We start from the raw sequence: 21,050 nt of genomic DNA on the forward strand, positions 1-21,050 counted from the left end.
TAGCACAGAGTCACAGAGGGTAGTTTGGGTTTTCCGGAACCGGGGAAGGCCGGATCAGTCCGCGGATTCGGGCCGGGCGGGTCCCCCGGGGAGCGGATCCCCGGGCTGTCCGAGTTCGCGCCGCCGCTGTTCGTCGTGGGTCCGGTCCTGTTCCCCGACCTCTTCCCCGACCTGCTCCGCGGCCTGTTCCCCACCCCGGGAGGAGGCGCGTGACCGGGGCCGGGAACGGGCGTCGCGGACCTGGTCGACGACGAACGCGCACAGCGCCAGCCACACCAGCGCGAAGCCCAGCCAGCGTGCGGGCGGCATCTCCTCGCCCTGCACCAGCCAGCCGACGAAGAACATGATGACCGGGGCGATGTACTGGAGGATGCCGATGACGCTCAGGGGGACCTGGCGCGCGGCCACGCCGAACAGCAGCAGCGGCAGGGCGGTCACGAAACCGCTGCCGACCAGCAGGGCGGTGTGGCCCGGGGACACGGAGAACATGGTTCCCGCGCCGGTGGCCTCCAGGTGGACCACGAAGCCCAGCGCGGGCAGGAACATCACCATGGTCTCGACGGTCAGGCTCCGCACGCCGTCCAGGTCCACGTACTTCTTCACCGCGCCGTAGGCGGCGAAGGTGGCGGCCATGAGCAGCGCCAGCCACGGGGTCACGCCGTAGGCGACGGTCATCACGGCCACGGCCAGGACGCCCAGGCCGACCGCCGCCCACTGGAGGGCCCGCAGCCGTTCGGAGAACAGCAGCACCCCCAGACACACCGACATCAGCGGGTTGATGAAGTACGCGAGCGAGGCCTGGAGCGTCTGCTCGATGGAGACCGCGTAGATGAACCCCCACCAGTTGACGGAGATCAGCACCGCCGCTGCGGCCACCGGCAGCAGGCGGCGCGGGCTGCGCAGCACCGAGGGGAACCAGGACCAGCCCCGGCGGGTGACCAGGATGACGACGCACATCGCGAGCAGGGCCCACACCATGCGGTGGGCGAGGATCTCGCTGGGTTCGGAGGAGGAGAGGAGCGGCCAGTACAGGGCCGCCACACCCCAGAGGAGGAAGGCGGTCGCCCCGAGGACGACGCCACGCTTGGATTCCGGCACGTCAGCAATGGTAGGACGAATTGTCCGGAGTGTCTTCACCGCGGAAGCGGGCGCGCGCCGCGTCCGTCCACGGGTCCGATCGCGCCCGTGCGCCGGGCCGGGCCCGTGGATACCCTGGAAAACATGTTCGGGAGAAAGACGACCATGGTCGATCCAGCACGCGCCCTGCCCGGTCGGGACACCCCGATGGACGTGCCCTTCGGGCACACGGTGCTGGGCACCAGCCTCACCCCGCCCTACCCGGAGGGCAGCCGGATCGCCGACGTGGCGATGGGCTGCTTCTGGGGCGCCGAGCGCGTGTTCTGGCGCCTGGGCCCGGAGCGGGGGATCATCACGACCGCGGTGGGCTACGCGGGCGGCTACACGCCCAACCCGACCTACGAGGAGGTGTGCTCGGGCCTGACCGGTCACACCGAGGCGGTGCGCGTGGTGTTCGACCCCGAGCGCATCTCGTACGCGGAGATCCTCAAGGTGTTCTGGGAGGGCCACGACCCGACCCAGGGCATGCGCCAGGGCAACGACGTCGGCACCCAGTACCGGTCGGCGATCCTGTACCACGACGACGTCCAGCGGATCGCGGCCGAGGCCAGCCGCGACGCGTTCCAGCCGGTGCTCACCCGCGCGGGCTACGGGCCGATCACCACCGAGATCGCGCCGCTGCGGGAGTTCTACTTCGCCGAGGACTACCACCAGCAGTACCTGTCCGACGCCAAGAACCCCAACGGCTACTGCGGCATCGGCGGAACCGGCGCCAGCTGCCCGATCGGTGTGGCGCCCGCCGAGTGAGCGGGAGGTCCTCTCGGGACCGCGTCGGGGTGGCGGGGCCGCTCGGAGGCGCCCAGCGGGCGTGAGGGCCCCGGCCGCCCCGCGCGCCCGCTGTCGGCGGGGCCGGGGCGGCGCGAGCCCTTCCGCTACTTCACCGCGCCCGCCGACAGCCCGGACACGAGGTAGCGCTGCACCAGCATGAAGGCCACGACCACCGGCAGGGAGACGGTCACCGACGCGGCCAGCAGCTCGTTCCACAGGGTGTCGGTCTGGCTGGTGTAGAGCTCCAGCCCGATGGAGAGGGTGCGGGTCTCGGTGTCGGTGAGCACCGAGGCGAACAGCACCTCCCCCCAGGCGGTGATGAACGCGAACACCCCGACGGCGAGGATGCCCGGGCGGGCCACGGGGAGGATGACCCGCACCAGGGCGCCGATCCTGCCGGTGCCGTCGATCATCGCCGCCTCCTCCAGGCCCTCGGGGATGGCGCTGAAGTACCCGGCCAGCATCCAGATCGAGAACGGCAGGGCGAAGGTCAGATAGGTGATGATCAGCCCGGTGTAGGAGCCGGTGAACTCGATGCCGGTGAGGTCCTCCAGCCGCACGAAGATCAGGAAGAGCGGCAGCAGGAACAGGATGCCGGGAAACATCTGCGTCGAGAGCACCGTCATGCTGAACAGCCGCCTGCCGCGAAAGCGCAGCCGTGACAGCGGATAGGCGGCCAGCACCGCCACCACCAGTGCCAGGGCCGTCGCCGTGGTCGTGACGATCAGGCTGTTGGTGAGGTAGCGGGCCAACGGGATCGTCGTCCACATGTCCACGTACGGCTGGAGGGTGACGCGGTCCGGAAGCCAGGTGAACATCCCCCGGACGTTCTCCAGCGGCTTCACCGAGGTCACCACCAGCACGTACAGGGGCAGCACCGTGAACACGGTGAGGAAGGTCAGGACGATCCGCCGGAACCAGCGGAACCCGCGTGTCTCATGCATTGCCGCTCCCCTTGGGCAGCACCAGTCGGACGTAGACCGCCGACGCGATGACCAGCGCGACGAGCAGCAGCACGCTCATCGCGGCGCCCAGGCCGAAGTTCCAGTTGACGAAGGAGTGCTCGTAGATCAGCGGTGAGATCAGCCGCGCGCTCTCGGGCGAGGTGTCGCCGAAGAGCAGGAAGGGAATGTTGAACTCGTTGAACGTCCACAACGTCATGACGAGCAGCACGACCGCGTTCGCCGGGCGCACCATGGGCAGCGTGATGCCGGTGAACCGCCTCCAGGTCGAGGCGCCGTCGATGGCCGCGGCCTCGTACATGTCCTCGGGGATGCTCTGCAACGCCGCCAGCAGCATCAGGAACGCGAACGGCCACAGCCGCCACACCGACACGATCACCAGCACCCAGAAGGCGTTCTCACCGATGAGCCAGAACGGGCGCTCGTCCAGCAGACCCAGATCCTCCACGAGCACCCGGTTGACCATGCCGTCGCGCTGGTTGAACATGAACGCCCAGATGATCGCGGCGACGTAGACCGGCAGGGCGTAGGGCACGAGGAACAGCGTGCGCAGCACGCCGCGTCCCCGGAACTTCGTGTTCAACGCGACGGCGGCGGCCATCCCCAGCACCCACGACACCCCCACCACCAGCACGGTGTAGACGGTGGTGCGGAACAGGCTCTCGAACAGGGCGCTGCCCAGGGCGTTTCCGGGGTCGAGGCCGCGGACGAAGTTCTCCAGGCCGACCAGCGGCGCCGTCGTCCAGCGCCGGATGGTCAGCTGCGTCAGCGAGGTGAACGCGATGTAGATCCCCAGGGCCATGGGGACGATATGGACCAGCAGCTCCAGTACCGCCGCGGGCAGCACCATGCCGTAGGGCAGGAACCACCCCGGGCGGCGCGGACGCCGCCTGCCCGGTTCCTCCACGGGGCCGGTCCGGGGCGGGGCCTCGACGGCGCCGGGCCCCTGTTCTTCTGTAGTCGACATCTAGCGCCTCCATCAGACGGCCGCCCCGCCGCGGGGACGGGGCGGCCGAAGGGCCGCACCGCCTAGTTCGCGGCGTCCATCTGGGTCTCGGCCGCCTCCATGGCCTGGCGGACGTCGGCCTCGGTGATCTCGTCTCCGGTCGCCACCCGGGCGAAGAGCCCGCCGATCGCCTCGCCGAGCACCGTCTCCATCTGGCCCTCCTCGGGGATCAGCGGCATCGGAGCGGAGTGCTCGGTCAGGATCGTGCGGAAGGTCTCCATGGACTCGCTCCGCAGCTCCTCGCTGTCGTAGGCCTCGGTGGCCACCGGCAGCGTCTGGAACTCCTGGGACAGGTACACCTGCTCCTCCGGGCTGGTCAGGTGCTCGACCAGCCGCAGAGCGCCCTCCTTGTCGTCGGTGTCGTTGAAGACGCTGATGTTGATCCCGGCCGCGTGGCTCTGGATGGGCTCGCCCGGCAGCGGGTCGAGCATCGGCACCTGGGCGACCTCGTAGTCCTCGAAACCGCGGGCGGCCATGCTGGTGCGGGCGCTGCCCTGCACGATGATCATGGCCGCGCGCCCGTCGACGAAGTCGCTGATGCCCTGGGTTCCGTCGCTGAACTCGGCGCTGCTGGGGTCGACGACCTCCTCCACGGCCATCAGGTCCACCCACTGCTTGACCGCGGCGACCTGCTCGTCGGAGGAGAAGGAGGGCCCGTCCTCGCCCCACAGCCGTCCGCCCTGCTGCTGGCCGAGGATGAAGGCCATGTGGGAGTTCTGCCGCTCGTTGCCGCCCTCCAGCACGAACCCGTACTGGTCGACGTCGCCGTCGTCGTCGGTGTCCCTGGTCAGCTCGTCCGCGGTGTCGACGAACTCGTCCCAGGTCGCGGGCGGTTCCTCGATGCCCGCCTCCTCGAACATGGTGGGGTTGTAGAACAGCGCGTAGGACAGCCCGTAGAGCGGCACCGACGTCGGCGTCTGGCCCTCGGCGCCGCCGGTGGCGAAGCTGGTGCCGACGAAGCGCCCCTCGCCGCCCACCGCCTCCAGGTCCGCGCCCTCGTAGGGCACGAAGGCGCCGGTCTCCTGGAGGCTGGCCGCCCAGGTGTTGCCGATGTTGAGCACGTCGGGGCCGTCGCCGCTGCTCACCGCGGTGAGGATGCGGTTGTACAGCTCGCTCCAGGGGATGACCTCCAGCTCGACCTCCACCCCGGTCTCCTCGGTGAAGCGGTCCAGCACGGGCTGGAGGACCTCCCGGTCCTCCTCCACGCTCGCTCCCTGGTTGCTGGCCCAGTAGGTCAGCGTCTGGTCACCGGAATCCTCGCCGGAACCGCAGCCGGTCAGTGCCGCGGCCAGTACCAGCGCCGTCGAGGCGGACAGGAGTGCTGTGGGGGGTGTCTTCACGGCCGTCTCCGTTTCTCTGTAGGCCATGTGAGCCCGTCGTCAGCGTCGGCGGTGACGGAGCGGGCGGATCGGACGCGCCCGTCGGTCCGTGGGCGGGAGCGTCGGGAACCGTGGGCCACGACCGTCGCTCTGCGTGACCTGATGATTAGGTAAACCGGTTTACCTCGGAAGTGTAGGCGAGATCACAGGAAGGCAGGAGGGGCAGTTGTGGAACCGTTACAAGCCTTGGATCGGCTGTCCGGACGACTTCCTCGGGCGGAGCTCACCGACGAGCACGGTCGACAGCGGCGGCTCCTGCCCCTTGAGCATGTCCAGCAGGATGCGGGCCCCGACACTGCCCAGCGCGCGGTGCCTGTTGCGGACGGTCGTCAGCGGCGGTGTGACGAACGAGGCCAGGGGGATGTCGTCGAACCCGGCCACCGCCATGTCGTCGGGGACGGTCAGACCCGCCTCCCCCAGCACGGAGTAACCGCCTATGGCCATGAGGTCGCTGCCGTAGAAGACGGCGGTGGGGCGTTCGACGGCGGGCCTGGCGAGGATGCGCTCCGTGGCCCGGGCCCCGCCCTCGATGGTGTAGCCGCCGTGCTCCTCCACGGGCCCCGGCTCCAGGCCGAACTCGCGCACGGCCTCCTCCCAGTGGCGCCGGCGCTGGTGCGCGTGCAGCATGTGGGGGTCGCCCTGGACGTGGGCGATGCGCCGGTGCCCCGCCTCGGCGAAGCAGCGCACCAGACCGCGGATCGCCTCCCTGGAGTCGTTGGTGACGGTGGGGAAGTCGGAGGAGCCCTCGGGCGCGCCCACCACCACGGCGGGCGCGCCCAGGCGGCGCAGCATCGCGGGACGGCCGTCGTCCGTCCGCAGGTCGGTGACCAGGAAGCCGTCGACGAAGTGGTCGTTGAACAGCCGCTCGTAGGTGGCGGCCTCGGTCCGCTCGTCGGGTACGAAGCGGATGACGGTGGCGTGCTCCTCGCCGGAGAGCACCGACTCGATACCGGACAGGAACGAGGGGAAGAACGCGTCGAAGTCGAGGATCTCGGGGGAGCGGCGCACGATCAGTCCGATGGTGCCCAGCGACTTGCCGTTGAGCGCGCGTGCGGCGTAACTCGGGTTCCAGCCCAGTTCGACCGCCGCCTGGCGGATGCGTTCACGGGTGCTGGCACTGGTGCCGGTACCGGTGTTCAACGCCCGGGACACGGCGCCCTTGCTCACACCCGCCCGGCGGGCGACGTCGCTGATCGTGGGGCGCTTGCGACCCGTGTTCCCGGTTGCCATGGTGACGATGGTAGTCCGCCGGGCTTCGGGGCCCGCGCCGCTAACGCCTGCTACCGCGGCCTCGGAGCGTTCCGGTACCGGGACGTGCTCCGGGGAGCGGTGCGGCCCCGCGACCGCGCCGAACGGCCAGGTCCGCCCGGCACGCGGCCTTCCTCGCACGCGGTCTCCCGGCACGCGGCCTTCCGACAGGTGGCCTCCCGGGGAAGAGCACTTCCCGGAAGCCGCCGGAGGCCGTCCGTACTAGGGTGTGCCGGTATGGACTGGACCCAGCGGCTCGGCTCCGTCAAGCGGTGGACCCGTGCCGGGGTTCGCGCCCCCCACAAGCCCCTCCTGCTGCTGTACGCGCTCGCGCACCACCAGCGGAACGGCAACGCGCCCATCGTCTACAGCGAGGCCGAGACCCGGCTCGCGCGACTCCTGCGGGAGTTCGGCCCGGCGAAACCCACCAACCCCGGCTACCCCTTCCACCACCTGGAGACCGACGGGTTCTGGCGGGTCACCACGGTGGACGGCGAGGGGTCCCCGGGCTCGGCGGTGACCCTGCTGCGGGAGAAGGAGGCGCGGGGCAGGCTGGATCCCGACCTGGACGCGGCCCTGAGCGACGACCCCGGCCTGGCCACCCGCATCGCCCGCCGTCTGCTCGACGACAACTTCGCCCCCTCGCTGCACGAGGGCATCATCGCCCTCACCGGACTCCGCGTGGGCCAGGGGCCGGTCCCCGCGCCGGGGGAGGGCGGCGTCCGCGACCCCCGGTTCCGGGAGACCGTGCTGACCGCCTACGAGCACCGGTGCGCGTTCTGCGGCTACGAGGGGCGGCTGGACGGCGTGTCGGTCGGGCTGGAGGCCGCCCACATCCGCTGGTGGTCGTACGACGGCCCCAACGACCTGGACAACGGCCTGTGCCTGTGCCCGACGCACCACCTGCTGTTCGACCGCGGCGTCCTCGGGCTCACCGGCGAACTCACCGTCGCGGTGTCCCCGCGCTTCGAGGCCCGCTCCCCCGCGGCCGAGACGGTCGTCCTCTCCCTCGCCGGACGCGACCTCGTCCGCCCGGCTCCGGGAAGCCCCGCCGTCGAACCCGCCCATGTCGCCTGGCACTCCAAGCAGGTCTTCCGCGTCGCCGCCTGAGGACCGCCGCCCCGACCGGCGCGTTCCGACCCCCGTGGCCCCCCTCTCCGAGCGCCTCGGAACGGGCTGGGACGTGACCCGGGTCACGCGCGTGTCAGGATTGTGTTAACACCCGCGTCACGTTCGGTCGTATTGTTCGTGCAACGCCCACCTGCGGGTTCGCCCGGCCGGGGCTTCCGCGTCCCCCGCCACGGCGCCTGGAGAACACATGATCACGTACCCCGCGCGCTTTCGACTGTCGCTCACCGGCTCCCTGTTCATCGGCTACGTGCTCCTGCTGGCACTGGCCCTGGCCGCCGTGGGCGCGCTGTGGGCCGTCCACATGGACCGGGCCACCGACCGCCACTACGCCGAGCGGGTCCTGAGCCTGGCCCGGTCCGTGGCCGTCATGCCCGAGGTCGTCACGGGCCTGCAGTCCGCCGACCCGGCGGCCGAACTCGCCCCCCTGGCCGACCGGATCGACTCCGCCACCAGCACCGAGTTCGTGGTCATCGCCTCCCCGGAGGGGATCCGCTACTCGCACCCCGACGACGAACTCATCGGCCGCACCGTGTCCACCCCGCCCGGACCCGCCGCGCAGGGGCGGGAGTGGACCGGCGTGCAGGAGGGGACGCGGGGACGCACCGTGCGCGCCAAGGTCCCGGTGTTCTCCGGCGGCGGCTCGGTCAACGGCGGCGACGCGCGCGGCGAGGTGGTCGGCTACGTCTCCCTGGGCATCCTCGCCTCCAGCGCCGCCACCGAGGCCAGGGCCGCGGTCCCCGCCATACTGGGCACGGTGGCCGTGGTGCTGGTCCTGGGCGTGGCCGGCGCGTGGGCACTCTCCCGCCAGGTCCGCACCAAGACCCACGGACTCGAACCCGCCGACATCACCTCCCTGCTGGAGAGCCGCGAGGCCCTGCTGTACGCGGTCCGCGAGGGCGTGCTCGCCGTGGACGGCTCGGGCCGCCTCGTCCTGGCCAACCCGCCCGTCCGGGAGATGCTCGGCCTGCCCGAGGACGCCGAGGGCCGGGGCCTGGACGAACTCGGCCTGTCCGAGCGCGTCCGCGATATCGTCTCCGGCGCCGACCCCGGCGACGACCGCCTCCTCCTGGCGGGGCACCGCATCCTGGTCGCCAACCGGATGCCGGTCCACGTGCGCGGCCAGGACGCCGGGGCGGTCGTCACCTTCCGCGACCGCACCGAACTGGACCGGCTCACCGGCGAGCTCGACGGCGCGCGCACGGTCACCCGCGGCCTGCGCGCCCAGACCCACGAGTTCGCCAACCGGGTGCATACCATCGCCGGAATGCTCGAACTCGGCGCCCACGAGGAGGCCCGCGCCTACCTCGCCGACCTGTCCGCGACGCACAGCCGCACCAGCGCGGACATCTCCCGGCACGTCGGCGACTCCGCGCTGGCCGCGCTGACCATCGCCAAGTCCGCGCAGGCCTCCGAGCTGGGTGTGGACCTGCGGCTGTCCCCCCTCACCAGCGTCCCCGCGCTGGACAGGGAGGTGCGCTCCGACGCGCTGCTCGTCCTCGGCAACCTGGTCGACAACGCGCTCGACGCGGTGGCCTCGGCCCCGCACGGCTGGGTGGAGCTGATGGTGCGGCTGCACCGGGCCGAGGGCACCGACCTGCCCCACGACCTGCTGGAGATCCGGGTGACCGACTCCGGACACGGGGTGGCCGACGACGTGGCGGAGGAGATCTTCCGGCTCGGGTTCACCACCAAGGCGTCCCGGGACGGCGGCACGCGCGGGCTGGGCCTGGCGCTGGTCAAGCAGGTCTGCGAGGGAAGAGGGGGAAGCGTGGAGATGGAGGCGCCCGACGCCGACGAGGGCGCGGTGTTCACCGCCTGCCTGCCCCTGCCGGGGGCGCGGGCGCCGCAGGGGGCGGCCCGATGATCCGTGTGCTGGTCGTGGACGACGACGTGCGGGTGGCGCGCAACCACCAGGAGCTGGTGGAGTCGCTGCCCGGGTTCACCGTGGCGGGGGTCGCGCACACGGCCGCCGCCGCCCTCACCCAGATCCGGGGGCACCAGCCCGACCTGGTGCTGCTCGACCTGCACCTGCCCGACGCCTCGGGGATCTCGGTGATGCGCGCCCTGCGCGCCGCCGCCACCAGCGCCGCGCCCCAGCGGACGGACTTCCTGATGATCACCGCCGTGCGCGACATCGGCCAGGTGCGCTCGGCCATGCACGGCGGGGCGGTCCACTACCTGCTCAAGCCGTTCCCGCTCAGCGTGCTGCGCGACCAGCTGGAGCGCTACGCCGTGGCGCGCCGGAGGATGGACGCCGACGGGGAGGCCACCCAGCAGGAGGTGGACCGGCTGTTCGGGCTGCTGCGCCCGGCCGGGGGCCGATCGCTGCCCAAGGGGCTGACCCCGACCACCGTGGACCTGGTGGCGGGAGTGCTGCGGGAGGCGGAGGGGGACGTGTCGGCCTCGGAGGTGGCCGAGCGCGCCGGGGTGTCCCGGGTGACCGCGCGCCGCTACCTGGAACACCTGTGCGCGGTCGGCCGGGCCGAGCTGCGCATGCGCTACGGCTCGACGGGGCGCCCCGAACACCTCTACCGCTGGACGGCCTGAGCCTCCTCGGGTTCGCCGCCGATGTGCTTCCTCCACGCGCCTTCGGCCACCAACCAGTGCGGCACGAGCCTGAGGGGGAAAGGCGAATCGGTCTCGAAGACGTCCTCCCCGTGGACCTGGGTGATCTCCTGGTACTGGCCGTTTTCCAGGCGTAGCTCGACGAGCCCGACCTTGTCGGGGAGCGGATTGATGACCCAGTAGGAGGGGATGCCGAACGCCGCGTATTCGTGGCGCTTGGTGTGGTTGTCCCGTAGGACGCTTTCAGGGGAGACGATCTCCACGGCAAGAAGCGGGGGAACGTCGAAATAGCCCTGTGACGGCAACTCGCAGTCGAAGACTGCCAGGTCAGGGATACGGTGGTGAGTTCGCTCGGCGTTCAGGTCGATGCCGGGACCTTCACCGATCTCCAACGCGTCCGGAGCCACGGTACCGAGATGGAAACCCAGGCGGTAGGAAACGCGAGTATGCAGGGGTTTGGGGGCTGGCGACACGTCAAGCCGCCCGTCGACCAGCTCGTACCGCCGACCGTCGTCCGGCGTTTTCTCCAGGTCGTCCACGGTCAGGCGTCGTTCGGGTGCTTCCGGGTCCTGGTAGTCATGGCCAACATCATGCCTCCTCGTCTTCATGAGGGCCAGTATTCTGACGCACGCTCGGTCACCGGCGGGTTTCGCGGAGAAAGCCTCGCAAGGGTGTTCGAAACCCGGCCCTGCACCTGGCCCCTTACCCCCGGAAGTGTCGGTGGCCCGTGTCACACTCATCCCATGTTGGACCACCTCGGAATCCAGGTCAGCGACCCCGCGGCCAGCGCCGCCTTCTACGACGCGGTCCTCGCCCCGCTGGGCGCCCGCCGCGTCCTCGACTACGGCGAGGACGTCGGCTACGGCACGTCCGGACCCGACTTCTGGATCGGACCCGCGCCCGCACCCGGTGAGGCCCGCGAGTCGCACTTCGCCTTCACCGCGCCCGACCGGGCTGCGGTGGACGCCTTCTTCGCCGCCGCCGTCGAGGCGGGCGCGGAGGTGCTCCACGAGCCGAAGGTCTGGCCGGAGTACCACGAGCACTACTACGGCGCGTTCGTCCGCGACCCGGACGGCAACAACGTCGAGGCCGTCTCGCACGTGCCCGCCTGACCGGCCCGGCCAGGAACACGCCACCGCGCGGGCGGCCGCGGAGCCGGTCCTGCCGCCCGACCAAGCACGCCACCGGGACCCGGGCGACGGGAACGGCGGAGGCCTCCACGGGCCTCCGCCGTCCCAGCCGTCCCGAGGCTTCCTAGCGGGTGCCGACGGCGCGCCTGCCCGTGGCCGCCTCCGCCGCCGCGACCGCGCTGTTGAGCGACACCTCGCCCAGGAGGCCGGGCGCCGCCACCGCGTCACCCGCCAGGTAGACGCCGTCGCCCCGGTCCACGGCCGGGCGGTCCCGCCACGTGTACCCCGGCAGGTCCAGCGCGCCCGTGCGCCCGCGCGCCACCTGGTCGCGCCGCCACGTCACCCGCTCCCGCCATCCCGGCAGGGACAGGTCCAGGAACCGCTCCAGCCGCTCGGCGACCCGCGCCCGGGACTCACCCGGCCGCACCGGCAGCTGCGCCTGGACCAGCTCCTCGCCCTTGGGGGCGAGCGTGCGGTCCACCAGTGAGTAGCGCTCCAGGAAGCCGCACTCGTCGGCGTCGAAGACGATGAAGGGGTCCCGGCCGCGCCGCAGCCCCAGGTCCACCATGAGGGCGTGCCCGCTCTCCCACTCCAGTGAGTCGTCGCCGAGCAGCGCGCGGGCCGAGGCCAGCGACGTCGCGACGATGGTCGGGGTACCCGGGAGCGCGTCCACCCGCTCGCCGGTTCCCACGCGCACCCCCATCTCCCGCGCCCGTCCGGCCAACCGCTCCACCAGCGAGGACCAGCCGCCGACCAGGTACTTCGGTGAGGGCCAGCCGGGGTTGGTGACCCGCAGGAACCGCTCCCAGACGAACGCGGCCGACAACCGCGACGGGTCGGAGTCGAACAGCGCCACGCCCATCATGTTCGCGGCCACGCGCGCGGGCTCCGCGCCGAGCGCCTCCCGCGCCCACGAGCCGAAGTCCCGGTCGTGCGGAGCGCGCAGCCGCCGCCGCGCGGCGGCCCGGAGCAGGGCGACCGGCGGCGCTCCCACACGCCCCCGGTCGCGCACGCGCACCCGGGGCACGGCGCGCGCGGGGAAGGGCAGGTGGGGCGGGAGCAGGTCGCGTTCGGCCAGCCAGGAGAACAGCGGGCCGTCGCCGTACAGCACGTGCGGCCCCTCGTTGGCCGTGTACGGCGGTTCGGTGGAGCGCGCCCGCCCGCCCAGGGTCCGGTGCGCCTCCAGCAGGGTGACGTTCGCGCCCCTCTCGGCGCTGGCGATGGCCGCGGTCAGTCCGGCGAGCCCACCGCCCACAACGGTGATGTCCATGCCACTAGGACGGTTCGGGCGCCCGCAGACGTGACATCTTGTCGGGATTGACCACGAGGTACACGTGCCGCACACGGCCCTCGGCGGTGATGTCCAGGGACAGCAGTGCGACCACCCTGTCCCCGACGGAGACGACCGCCGCCGGTCCGCCGTTGACCTCGGTGACCGCCGACCGAGGCTCCTCCGTGCCGTCCAGGCCCGCGGAGACGAGGAAGCGCTCCGCGTTGCGCGGCCGCGCCAGCACGGACAGGAACCGGACGACCCTCGCCGCGCCCTCCAGGATCCGGTGGGGCGCCCTGGTCCGGCCGCCGCTGTCGCTGACCAGCGTGACGTCGTCGGCCAGCAGGCCGGTCAACCCCTCCAGGTCACCCTCCAGGCAGGCTCCCAGGAAGCGCTCGGTGATCCGCCGCCGCACGGCCCGGTCGGCCTCGAACCGCGGGCGCCTGTCGCGTACGTGCTCGCGCGCCCGCCGGGCGAGCTGGCGGGTGGCGGCCTCCTCCCGGCTGATCACCGCGCCGATCTCGGCGTAGGGCATCTGGAAGGCCTCGCGCAGTACGAAGACGGCGCGCTCCAGCGGGCTGAGGGTCTCCAGGACCACCAGCAGCGCGAACTCCACCGAGTCCGCGAGTTCGGCGTGCTCGGCCCCGCCGGGGACGTCGCTGACCGGTTCGGGCAGCCAGTCGCCCACGTAGGACTCCCGCCGGGACCGGACGCTGCGCAGCCGGTCGATGGCCAGCCGGGAGGTGACGGTGACCAGGTAGGCGCGCGGGTCCTCCACCGCGGCCGGATCGACGGAGGACCAGCGCAGCCAGGCCTCCTGGACGGCGTCCTCCGCGTCGGAGGCGCTGCCGAGGATGCGGTAGGCGACACCGGTCAGCAGGGAGCGGTGCTCTTCGAAGACATCGGTGGTCATGACAGGCAGACGTACCAGCTCCGGCCGTACGTGACATCCCCGGGCGCGGAACGGGTCCTCCCGGCCGGCGGACGGGGCGGCGGGGCCCGCGCGGGGAGATCCGCCGACCCACCCTCCCCGAAGGCGGGAGGAGGAGTGGCTGTAGCGTGGCGCGGTCAGAGCGCGGACGAGGAGGAGGCAGCCGCTGTGTACCGACTGCGCGGGTGGGAGCCGGGGGACGCCGACCGGGTGCTGGAGGCCTTCGCCGAGCCGGAGCTGGCCTGGCAGTCGCCCGAGGTCCCCGACACCCCGGAACTGGCCGCCGCGTGGATCGACCGGCAGCGCGTCCGGGCGGAGGAGGGCACGGCCTTCGGTTTCGCGGTCGTCGAGGACGGCGGGCCGGTGCTGGGACACGTCCAGGTCAACGTGACCAGCAGGGCCCACGACACCGGCTGGGTCTCCTACTGGACCCTGGCCGAGGCGCGGGGCCGGGGTGTGACCACGGCCGCGACGCTGCTGGTGAGCGAGTACGCCTTCGCCGAGGCGGGCCTGTTCCGGCTGGAGCTGGGGCACCGGCTGAACAACCCGGGATCGTGCGTGGTGGCGCGCCGGTCCGGATTCCGGCCGGAGGGGATCGAACGGCGCAAGCTGCGCTACGGCGCGGAGCGCTTCGACACGGGTGCGCACGCCCGGCTGGCCACCGACCCGGTGGAGGGCGTCGATCCGCGGCCCTGCGCGTCCTGAGCGCTCTGTCCGCCCTGTCCGCCACAGACACAGAACGCGGGGCGCGGCGTGCGCCGTGCCCCGCGTCCACCCCCACAGAAGGTCGTGCGCAAGAGGTTCGTCGTGTCGACGGGCTTAGTCCTCGACGGAGATGCCGTTCGTGCTGGTGCCGGAGGCCACGTTGCAGTCGCCGCCCAGCTCGAAGCCGGTGAAGGCCAGCACGTTGGCGCAGATCGGCACGGTGACGTTCTGGATGTTGGCGTTGTTGTCGGCGGCGGCGGTGCCGGACATGGCGCCCAGGGCGAGGCCGGTGGCGAGGATGAGGCCGGAGACGGAGGCGAAGCGCTTCATGGTGTTGGTCCTTTTCGGTTCGTGGTGTGATCGTTGGTGCTGACGGAACCCGTGGATCCCGCTGTGACCGAGCCGGGTGCGAGGGCGGGCCGGTCCTAGTCGTTGACGGAGATGCCCTTCGTGGACTCCCAGTCGATGACGTTGCAGTCGCTGCCGCTGACGCCGGAGGCCGCGAGGACGTCCAGGCAGATCGGGATGGTCACGTTCTGCACGTCGGCGTTGTTGTCGGCGGCGGCGGTCCCGGTGAAGGCACCGAACGCGAGGCCGGTGGCGAGGACGAATCCGGAAACCTTGGCAATACGGGACATTCTTCTTACCTTTCGGAAGTTCAAAACAGGGTGGCTGCATCCGCCGGAATTAACTTAGCGTAGTCGAGGACGTGCTTGGAGTACTTTCAGGGAAGAATCCAGAGTTTCCCTGGAGTTTCTTCGGCTTCGGGGTAGGCATGCCGGACATATCGTCGCTTCGTCGGGTGAAGGTTTTATCCAGCCGAAATCAGGGTCAGCGGCGATGTACGCCGAATACATCGGAACCCGGATTTGTCCGGTATCAGGCGCACGAAAAAGGCCCGCACGGCTGGCCGTGCGGGCCTGTTACTCGATCGCGGGACTACCAGCCCTGCTGCTGCCCGTATCCCGGGTACTGCTGCCCGTATCCGGGCTGCTGGCCGTAGCCCGGCTGCTGCCCGTACCCGGGGTACTGCTGCTGGTCGTATCCCGGGTACTGCTGCTGCCCGTATCCGGGCTGCTGGCCGTACCCCGCGTACGGGTCCTGCGGCTGCGCGCCCGTCGGCGGGTGCGGGTAGGCGTGCTGCTGGCCCGAGGGCTCCTGCTGGTGCTGCTGCTCGGCCTTGGCGGCGTCGTCCTTCTTGCTGTCGGGGTCCGGACGGAAGATGAACAGACGGGCGGGCTTGTCACCCTCGTCGCCCGGGGTGATCAGGTCCAGCCGCCACCCGGCCTCCTCGATCCCCTCCAGGATGCGCGTCAGCCCGGGGCGCAGCTTGCTGGAGGCCTCGTCGTAGGCGTTCACCTCCAGCTGGATGATGAACATCCGGCGCTTCTGCTGCGCGGCGACCTTGGCGTGCTCGACGACCGTGCTGTCCCTCACGACCTGCGTGACGCTCATGAATAACCGTACCCATCTGCTCTGCGTGGAGCTTGCCGTACTCGTCGGGCTGACACCCGGTCATCCGCGTCCACCGTGGCGGGGCTCCGCCGGGCTCCGCAACCATCATGCCCCCTGGAGGCGCATCTGGCCACAGAGAGCCGCGGGCACCCCCTCAGGAGGAGGCGGCAGCGGCGCGGACGGCCTCGGCGACGGGTGTCTCCCCGTTCACCAGGTTGAGAACCCTGCCGACCGTTCCCGGTTCGTCCAGAAGGGCGACGATCACCGAGGCCACGTCGTCACGGGTCACCGCGTCGCGCTCGACCTCCCCGCCCAGCTCCACCCTGCCGGTGCCCGGGTCGTCGGTCAGCCGGCCCGGGCGCAGGATCGTCCAGTCCAGCTCCAGGTCGCGCTCGCGCAGGTCGGCGTCGGCGGCCCGCTTGGCCTCCACGTACGCCGCCCACGTCTCGTCGGTGCCCTCCGGCACGGGTTCGTCCACGCCGATGGCCGACACCTGGACCAGGCGGCGCGTGCCCGCCAGGGAGGCCGCGTCGGCGGTCAGCACGGCGGCCTTGTGGTCGACGGTCGCCTTGCGGGCGGCGCCGCTGCCCGGGCCCGCGCCCGCGGCGAACACGACGGCGTCCGCGTTCATGAGTTTCTCCGTCAGCTCGGTGACGGTGGCCTTCTCCAGGTCGATCACGACCGGTTCGGCACCGGCGTCGACGACGTCCTGGGTGTGGTCCGGGTTGCGGATGAGGGCGACGGGCTCGTCACCTCGGTCGGCCAGCTGCCTGGCCAGCCGCAGCGCGATCTTCCCGTGTCCTCCGGCGATGACGATACGCATGGGGGAGAGCGTATGCCCTCATGGTGCGGTCGGCGGGGTGGTGCGTCTGTCCGCCGTGTCACACCCGGCCGCCCGGCGGGTCCGGGTCCCGCATACCAGCGGCGCGGGGCCCGTGCCGTACGGACCCCGGCGCGTCCGGGCCCCGCACCCCGGCGGGACCCGGACACGGCCCTACTCCACCCTCCAGGTGTCCCCGCTGGCCAGAAGGGCGGCCAGCTCGCCGGCGCCGCGCTCGGCCCGCGCGTCGGCCACCTGCTCGTTCACCAGCTCGTCGTAGGCCGGGCGGCGCACGTCCCGCAGCACCCCGATCGGCACGTGCTCGAACGCGGGCTGGTCCAGGCGCGACAGCGCGAACGCGTACCCCGGGTCCTCCCGGTGCGCGTCGTGCCGCAGCAGCCGGTCCTCTCCCACCGAGTCCACGTCCACGACCTCCAAGCCGCCGAACTCCCCGGCGACCACGCCCCGGTCCGGGCCCAGCCGCAGCGGCTCGCCGTGCTCCAGGCGCAGCAGCCGGACGTCCCGCGCCGCCGGGTCCTTCAGCGGCTCGAACGCGTCGTCGTTGAAGATCGGGCAGTTCTGGTAGATCTCCACGAACGACGCGCCGGGGTGGTCGGCCGCCGCCCGCAGCACCGACGTGAGGTGCTTGCGGTCGGAGTCGATCGTGCGGGCCACGAACGTGGCCTCCGCGCCCAGCGCCAGCGACAGCGGGTTGAACGGGTGGTCCAGCGACCCCACCGGCGAGGACTTGGTGATCTTGCCCGGCTCGGAGGTGGGGGAGTACTGACCCTTGGTCAGCCCGTAGATCCGGTTGTTGAACAACAGGATGTTGATGTTGACGTTGCGGCGCAGCGCGTGGACGAGGTGGTTGCCGCCGATGGACAACCCGTCGCCGTCACCAGTCACCACCCACACCGACAGGTCCGGGCGGCTGGTGGCCAGCCCGGTCGCGATCGCCGGGGCGCGCCCGTGGATCGAGTGCATGCCGTACGTGCTCAGGTAGTACGGGAATCGGGAGGAGCAGCCGATACCCGACACCATCACCACGTTCTCGCGCGGCACGCCCAGCTCGGGCAGGAAGGACTGGAAGGCGGCCAGGATCGCGTAGTCGCCGCAGCCCGGGCACCAGCGCACCTCCTGGTCGGACTTGAAGTCCTTCATCTTGTATGCGGTGTCGGTCCTGGGCACCAGGCGCAGCCCGCCCAGGGCCTCCGGGACCCCGTGGACGTGGCCGTTCGCGCCGGTACCCGTCACGTTCTCAGTCACGGTCGATGACCTCCTGAAGCACGCCCGCGAGCTCCTCGGCCTTGAAGGGCAGGCCGCGGACCTTGTTGTAGCCGATGACGTCGACCAGGTACCTGCCGCGCAGCAGCAGGGACAGCTGGCCCAGGTTGATCTCGGGGACCACCACCCGCTCGTACCGGTGGAGGACCGTGCCGAGGTTGGCCGGGAACGGGTTGAGGTGGCGCAGGTGCGCCTGCGCCACCCGGCCGCCCGCGCGGCGCACGCGGCGCACCGCCGCGGTGATCGACCCGTACGTGCCGCCCCAGCCCAGGACCAGCACGTCCGCCTCCCCGCCGGGGTCGTCCACCGCCAGCTCGGGGATGTCGCGGGCGATCGCGTCGATCTTGGCCTGGCGCGTGCGGACCATCAGGTCGTGGTTGGCGGGCGTGTACGAGATGTCGCCGCTCTGCGCGTGCTTCTCGATACCGCCGATCCGGTGCTCCAGCCCCGCCGTGCCCGGCACCGCCCACGGGCGGGCCAGCGTCTCCTCGTCGCGCAGGTAGGGCAGGAAGGTCCCGCCCGGCCCGTTGGGCCCGGTCGCGAAGGCCGGGTCGATCCGCGGCAGCTCCGAGACCTCCGGCAGCCGCCACGGCTCCGAACCGTTGGCCAGGTACCCGTCGGAGAGCACCACCACCGGCGTGCGGTAGCGCACCGCGATCCGCACGGCCTCCAGCGCGGCGTCGAAGCAGTCCGCGGGGGAGGCGGGCGCCACCACGGGCACCGGCGACTCGCCGTTGCGCCCGTACAGGGCCATGAGCAGGTCGGTCTGCTCGGTCTTGGTGGGCATGCCGGTGCTCGGACCGGCCCGCTGCACGTCCACGATGACCAGCGGCAACTCGGTCATCACCGCCAACCCCACCGTCTCCTGCTTGAGCACCATGCCCGGACCCGAGGTGGTGGTCACGCCCAGGGAGCCGCCGAAGGCCGCGCCCAGGGCGGCGCCCACACCGGAGATCTCGTCCTCGGCCTGGAACGTGCGCACACCGAACCGCTTGTGCCGGGACAGCTCGTGCAGGATGTCCGAGGCCGGGGTGATCGGGTACGAGCCCAGGAACAGGGGCAGCCCCGACCGCTCGGACCCGGCGATCAGCCCGTAGGCGGTGGCCAGGTTGCCGGTGATGTTGCGGTAGGTGCCCGCCGGGAGCCGCGCGGGCTTGATCTCGTAGGAGACCGCGAAGTCCTCGGTGGTCTCGCCGAAGTTCCACCCCGCCTGGAACGCGGTCAGGTTCGCGGCCAGGATGTCGGGCTTGGCGGCGAACTTCGACTTCAGGAACGAGGTCGTCCCCTCCGTCGGGCGGTTGTACATCCACGACAGCAGGCCCAGGGCGAACATGTTCTTGGCCCGCTGCGCGTCCTTCTTGGAGATGTCGGCGCCGGACAATGCCTCCACCGTCATGGACGTCAGCGGCACCGCGCTCACCTTGAACGCGTCCAGCGTCCCGTCCGTCAGCGGGTCGGCCGTGTACCCGACCTTGGCCAGGCTGCGCTTGGTGAACTCGTCGGTGTTGACGATCACGGTGGCGCCCCGGGGCAGGTCGCCCAGGTTGGCCTTGAGGGCCGCGGGGTTCATCGCGACCAGCACGTCCGGGGCGTCCCCCGGGGTCATGATGTCGTGGTCGGCGAAGTGCAGCTGGAAGCTGGACACCCCGGGCAGGGTTCCGGCGGGAGCGCGGATCTCGGCGGGGAAGTTCGGCAGGGTGGACAGGTCGTTGCCGAACGACGCCGTCTCCTGCGTGAAGCGGTCACCGGTCAGCTGCATGCCGTCGCCGGAGTCCCCGGCGAAGCGGATGATGACGCGGTCGAGCTGTTCGATCTGTTTGGCCACTGAGATCGACGACCTCCTTGGTGAGCCGCCGGTCGTGACGGGCGGCGGCGCTCGGGTGTCGCCCCCGACCGGACCGCACCGTCGCGGGCCGGGTGCCTGGTTCGGGGACGTGGGGACAGCGTTCGCGGCCCTCGCGAGCGCCGGATGCGCCAACCCGGTCTCGCGCGGTGCGGCCGCGCCGCGACGGCCGGGCCGTGAAGGGGCCAGCCTTCAACGACACGGCCGCCCGCGCACCGGACCGAGGGGCTGGAGTCCCGACGGCCTGGTACACGCAGTGATGAGGGCCACGTTCGCACTATAAGACGTCGGGTGTGCCGGGACCGCGCGCGGGTGGCCATTCTCACACGGAGGGGGTCCGGAGGGGTGCGGCTGTGGACGAAGGTGCGGGTGGTGCGGGGGAGGTGGCAGATGAGAGGGAGATCAGTGATGCCTCGGACGTTGGTCCGGTAACGGGAACGCGGAGCGGCGACCCGCACGTTTGCCACCATGTACGCATTCATCGTCGGCTGAGCGAGGAGGTGGTGGCGTGTACGTCAGCGCGGCCCGCGCGGCCGGTCTGTTCGTCGGCGCCGCGGTGCTCGTCGTCCTGGTCGGCTGGCTGTGCGGAGCGGAGAAGGGCGCCCAGTTCTCCGTGGCCCTGGTGCTGTGCGCCGGCGTCCTGGTCTACCTCTTCGGGGAGTCCCTGGCGTTGCGCGCGATGCGCGCGCGGCCGGTGAGCGAGATCGAGCGCCCCGAGCTGTACCGGATCGTCCGCGAGCTGGCCACGGCCGCCCGGCAGCCGATGCCCCGGCTCTATTTGTCGCCGGTGCGCTCGCCCAACGCCTTCGCCACCGGCAGCAGCCCGCGCCGCGCCTCCCTGTGCTGCACCACGGGGCTGCTGCGCACGCTGGACGAGCGCGAGCTGCGCGGCGTGATCGCCCACGAGCTGGCGCACATCCGCGCCAACGACACGCTGATCAGCTCGGTGGCCGCCACCCTGACCGCGGTGATCACGGCGACGACCGCCATCGCCCTCCTGGTCCCGCTGGGGGACTCCGAGGAGAGCGACATGCCCACCCTCCTGGGCGGCCTGATGACGGTCCTGCTGGCGCCGCTCGCGGCCATGGTCGTCTACTGCGGGGTGGGGAGACAGCGCGAGTTCCGGGCCGACGAGCAGGCCGCGCGGCTGACCGGCGACCCGCTGGCGCTGGCCGACGCCCTGCGCAAGCTGGAGGTGGGCGCGCGCCGGTACCCGCTGCCCCGGGAGCGCAGCCTGCTGGCCTCGGCGCACCTGATGACCACCAACCCGTTCCCGAGCGGCGTGGGCCGCCTGTTCGCCGCGCACCCGCCGACGGCGGAGCGCGTCCGGCGCCTACGGGAGCTGCGCCGCAGCTGGGACCTGGGCCGCTGAGGCGGTGCCGGCGGACCCGCGGGGCGGCTCCGCCGAGGCGGCCC

General features: G+C 71.8%; 21 protein-coding genes. 7 read left to right on the forward strand and 14 right to left on the reverse strand.

All coding sequences use genetic code 11. From position 1 onward, the window contains the following. Nucleotides 1–54: 54 nt before the first annotated feature. A complete protein-coding gene (gene rarD, locus UIS43_RS20970) occupies nt 55–1,098 on the reverse strand; it encodes an EamA family transporter RarD (RefSeq protein ID WP_071621215.1) in 1,044 nt (347 codons plus the stop codon). A gap of 123 nt (nt 1,099–1,221) precedes the next feature. On the opposite strand from rarD, the gene msrA reads away from it, so the two are divergent. Then, nucleotides 1,222–1,884, forward strand: a complete 663-nt coding sequence (gene msrA, locus UIS43_RS20975) for a peptide-methionine (S)-S-oxide reductase MsrA (protein WP_013156059.1) — start codon at nt 1,222–1,224, stop codon at nt 1,882–1,884. 125 nt (nt 1,885–2,009) lie between these two features. Here msrA and UIS43_RS20980 read toward each other — a convergent pair whose 3' ends face one another. The 4 genes from UIS43_RS20980 to UIS43_RS20995 all read right to left on the reverse strand — a co-directional run bounded on the left by UIS43_RS20980 (nt 2,010) and on the right by UIS43_RS20995 (nt 6,482). Next, the gene (locus UIS43_RS20980; protein WP_013156060.1) at nt 2,010–2,849 is read right to left on the reverse strand and encodes a carbohydrate ABC transporter permease; all 840 of its coding nucleotides are present in this window, start codon (nt 2,847–2,849) and stop codon (nt 2,010–2,012) included. After that, complete coding sequence (locus UIS43_RS20985; protein WP_013156061.1) at nt 2,842–3,834, reverse strand: carbohydrate ABC transporter permease; 993 nt, start codon at nt 3,832–3,834, stop codon at nt 2,842–2,844. Before UIS43_RS20985 ends, UIS43_RS20980 begins: the two co-directional genes overlap by 8 nt. Before the next feature lie 62 nt (nt 3,835–3,896). Beyond that, on the reverse strand, nt 3,897–5,213 hold the full coding sequence (locus UIS43_RS20990) for an extracellular solute-binding protein (RefSeq protein ID WP_083555182.1): 1,317 nt from the start codon (nt 5,211–5,213) through the stop codon (nt 3,897–3,899). 216 nt (nt 5,214–5,429) lie between these two features. Continuing rightward, nucleotides 5,430–6,482, reverse strand: a complete 1,053-nt coding sequence (locus UIS43_RS20995) for a LacI family DNA-binding transcriptional regulator (RefSeq protein WP_117197829.1) — start codon at nt 6,480–6,482, stop codon at nt 5,430–5,432. A gap of 255 nt (nt 6,483–6,737) precedes the next feature. On the opposite strand from UIS43_RS20995, the gene UIS43_RS21000 reads away from it, so the two are divergent. The 3 genes from UIS43_RS21000 to UIS43_RS21010 all read left to right on the forward strand — a co-directional run bounded on the left by UIS43_RS21000 (nt 6,738) and on the right by UIS43_RS21010 (nt 10,178). Next, nucleotides 6,738–7,610 (forward strand): phosphorothioated DNA-binding restriction endonuclease, encoded by an 873-nt coding sequence (locus tag UIS43_RS21000; RefSeq protein WP_370011411.1) that lies wholly within the window; start codon nt 6,738–6,740, stop codon nt 7,608–7,610. A 208-nt stretch (nt 7,611–7,818) separates the two neighbouring features. Next, the gene (locus UIS43_RS21005; protein ID WP_370011413.1) at nt 7,819–9,495 is read left to right on the forward strand and encodes an ATP-binding protein; all 1,677 of its coding nucleotides are present in this window, start codon (nt 7,819–7,821) and stop codon (nt 9,493–9,495) included. Then, nucleotides 9,492–10,178: a response regulator gene (locus UIS43_RS21010; RefSeq protein ID WP_013156066.1), complete on the forward strand. Its 687-nt coding sequence runs from the start codon at nt 9,492–9,494 to the stop codon at nt 10,176–10,178. Before UIS43_RS21005 ends, UIS43_RS21010 begins: the two co-directional genes overlap by 4 nt. On the opposite strand, the gene UIS43_RS21015 is transcribed toward UIS43_RS21010, so the two are convergent. Beyond that, nucleotides 10,160–10,804, reverse strand: coding sequence for a Uma2 family endonuclease (locus tag UIS43_RS21015; protein ID WP_370011415.1), 645 nt, complete (start codon nt 10,802–10,804; stop codon nt 10,160–10,162). The two genes, UIS43_RS21010 and UIS43_RS21015, sit on opposite strands and share 19 nt — an antisense overlap. Before the next feature lie 135 nt (nt 10,805–10,939). Here UIS43_RS21015 and UIS43_RS21020 point away from each other — a divergent pair, with 135 nt between their 5' ends. Next, nucleotides 10,940–11,308, forward strand: a complete 369-nt coding sequence (locus tag UIS43_RS21020) for a VOC family protein (protein ID WP_370011417.1) — start codon at nt 10,940–10,942, stop codon at nt 11,306–11,308. Between the two features lie 142 nt (nt 11,309–11,450). Here UIS43_RS21020 and UIS43_RS21025 read toward each other — a convergent pair whose 3' ends face one another. Together UIS43_RS21025 and sigJ are read right to left on the reverse strand one after the other, a co-directional pair. After that, nucleotides 11,451–12,596, reverse strand: coding sequence for an FAD-dependent oxidoreductase (locus UIS43_RS21025; RefSeq protein WP_370011419.1), 1,146 nt, complete (start codon nt 12,594–12,596; stop codon nt 11,451–11,453). Between the two features lie 4 nt (nt 12,597–12,600). Continuing rightward, on the reverse strand, nt 12,601–13,509 hold the full coding sequence (gene sigJ, locus UIS43_RS21030; protein WP_370011420.1) for an RNA polymerase sigma factor SigJ: 909 nt from the start codon (nt 13,507–13,509) through the stop codon (nt 12,601–12,603). A gap of 186 nt (nt 13,510–13,695) precedes the next feature. On the opposite strand from sigJ, the gene UIS43_RS21035 reads away from it, so the two are divergent. Then, nucleotides 13,696–14,232: a GNAT family N-acetyltransferase gene (locus tag UIS43_RS21035; protein WP_370011423.1), complete on the forward strand. Its 537-nt coding sequence runs from the start codon at nt 13,696–13,698 to the stop codon at nt 14,230–14,232. 114 nt (nt 14,233–14,346) lie between these two features. Here UIS43_RS21035 and UIS43_RS21040 read toward each other — a convergent pair whose 3' ends face one another. The 6 genes from UIS43_RS21040 to UIS43_RS21065 all read right to left on the reverse strand — a co-directional run bounded on the left by UIS43_RS21040 (nt 14,347) and on the right by UIS43_RS21065 (nt 19,616). Beyond that, nucleotides 14,347–14,562 (reverse strand): hypothetical protein, encoded by a 216-nt coding sequence (locus tag UIS43_RS21040; protein ID WP_013156072.1) that lies wholly within the window; start codon nt 14,560–14,562, stop codon nt 14,347–14,349. 95 nt (nt 14,563–14,657) lie between these two features. Further along, the gene (locus UIS43_RS21045; RefSeq protein WP_013156073.1) at nt 14,658–14,870 is read right to left on the reverse strand and encodes a hypothetical protein; all 213 of its coding nucleotides are present in this window, start codon (nt 14,868–14,870) and stop codon (nt 14,658–14,660) included. A 301-nt stretch (nt 14,871–15,171) separates the two neighbouring features. Beyond that, nucleotides 15,172–15,687 (reverse strand): hypothetical protein, encoded by a 516-nt coding sequence (locus UIS43_RS21050; protein ID WP_013156074.1) that lies wholly within the window; start codon nt 15,685–15,687, stop codon nt 15,172–15,174. Between the two features lie 154 nt (nt 15,688–15,841). Continuing rightward, nucleotides 15,842–16,510, reverse strand: coding sequence for an SDR family oxidoreductase (locus tag UIS43_RS21055; RefSeq protein WP_013156075.1), 669 nt, complete (start codon nt 16,508–16,510; stop codon nt 15,842–15,844). Nucleotides 16,511–16,681: 171 nt separating this feature from the next. Next, nucleotides 16,682–17,773, reverse strand: coding sequence for a 2-oxoacid:ferredoxin oxidoreductase subunit beta (locus tag UIS43_RS21060; protein ID WP_013156076.1), 1,092 nt, complete (start codon nt 17,771–17,773; stop codon nt 16,682–16,684). Further along, on the reverse strand, nt 17,766–19,616 hold the full coding sequence (locus UIS43_RS21065; RefSeq protein ID WP_013156077.1) for a 2-oxoacid:acceptor oxidoreductase subunit alpha: 1,851 nt from the start codon (nt 19,614–19,616) through the stop codon (nt 17,766–17,768). The genes UIS43_RS21060 and UIS43_RS21065 overlap by 8 nt, the downstream gene beginning before the upstream one ends. A gap of 526 nt (nt 19,617–20,142) precedes the next feature. Between UIS43_RS21065 and UIS43_RS21070 the strand changes: the two genes are divergently transcribed. Beyond that, nucleotides 20,143–21,006 (forward strand): M48 family metalloprotease, encoded by an 864-nt coding sequence (locus tag UIS43_RS21070; protein ID WP_013156078.1) that lies wholly within the window; start codon nt 20,143–20,145, stop codon nt 21,004–21,006. Nucleotides 21,007–21,050: the final 44 nt, after the last annotated feature.

Source organism: Nocardiopsis sp. LDBS0036 (assembly GCF_041228755.1).
Taxonomy (GTDB): Bacteria; Actinomycetota; Actinomycetes; order Streptosporangiales; family Streptosporangiaceae; genus Nocardiopsis; species Nocardiopsis dassonvillei.

Excerpts from the sequence above, each read along its gene's own strand:
- sigJ (WP_370011420.1), bottom strand. The coding sequence starts at position 13,509 with ATGACCACCGATGTCTTCGAAGAGCACCGCTCCCTGCTGACCGGTGTC.
- UIS43_RS21025 (WP_370011419.1), bottom strand. The coding sequence starts at position 12,596 with ATGGACATCACCGTTGTGGGCGGTGGGCTCGCCGGACTGACCGCGGCC.
- UIS43_RS20985 (WP_013156061.1), bottom strand. The coding sequence starts at position 3,834 with ATGTCGACTACAGAAGAACAGGGGCCCGGCGCCGTCGAGGCCCCGCCC.
- msrA (WP_013156059.1), top strand. The coding sequence starts at position 1,222 with ATGTTCGGGAGAAAGACGACCATGGTCGATCCAGCACGCGCCCTGCCC.
- UIS43_RS20980 (WP_013156060.1), bottom strand. The coding sequence starts at position 2,849 with ATGCATGAGACACGCGGGTTCCGCTGGTTCCGGCGGATCGTCCTGACC.
- UIS43_RS21000 (WP_370011411.1), top strand. The coding sequence starts at position 6,738 with ATGGACTGGACCCAGCGGCTCGGCTCCGTCAAGCGGTGGACCCGTGCC.
- UIS43_RS21005 (WP_370011413.1), top strand. The coding sequence starts at position 7,819 with ATGATCACGTACCCCGCGCGCTTTCGACTGTCGCTCACCGGCTCCCTG.
- UIS43_RS21050 (WP_013156074.1), bottom strand. The coding sequence starts at position 15,687 with ATGAGCGTCACGCAGGTCGTGAGGGACAGCACGGTCGTCGAGCACGCC.
- UIS43_RS21020 (WP_370011417.1), top strand. The coding sequence starts at position 10,940 with ATGTTGGACCACCTCGGAATCCAGGTCAGCGACCCCGCGGCCAGCGCC.
- UIS43_RS21015 (WP_370011415.1), bottom strand. The coding sequence starts at position 10,804 with ATGAAGACGAGGAGGCATGATGTTGGCCATGACTACCAGGACCCGGAA.
- UIS43_RS21010 (WP_013156066.1), top strand. The coding sequence starts at position 9,492 with ATGATCCGTGTGCTGGTCGTGGACGACGACGTGCGGGTGGCGCGCAAC.
- UIS43_RS21055 (WP_013156075.1), bottom strand. The coding sequence starts at position 16,510 with ATGCGTATCGTCATCGCCGGAGGACACGGGAAGATCGCGCTGCGGCTG.
- UIS43_RS21040 (WP_013156072.1), bottom strand. The coding sequence starts at position 14,562 with ATGAAGCGCTTCGCCTCCGTCTCCGGCCTCATCCTCGCCACCGGCCTC.
- UIS43_RS21045 (WP_013156073.1), bottom strand. The coding sequence starts at position 14,870 with ATGTCCCGTATTGCCAAGGTTTCCGGATTCGTCCTCGCCACCGGCCTC.
- UIS43_RS20995 (WP_117197829.1), bottom strand. The coding sequence starts at position 6,482 with ATGGCAACCGGGAACACGGGTCGCAAGCGCCCCACGATCAGCGACGTC.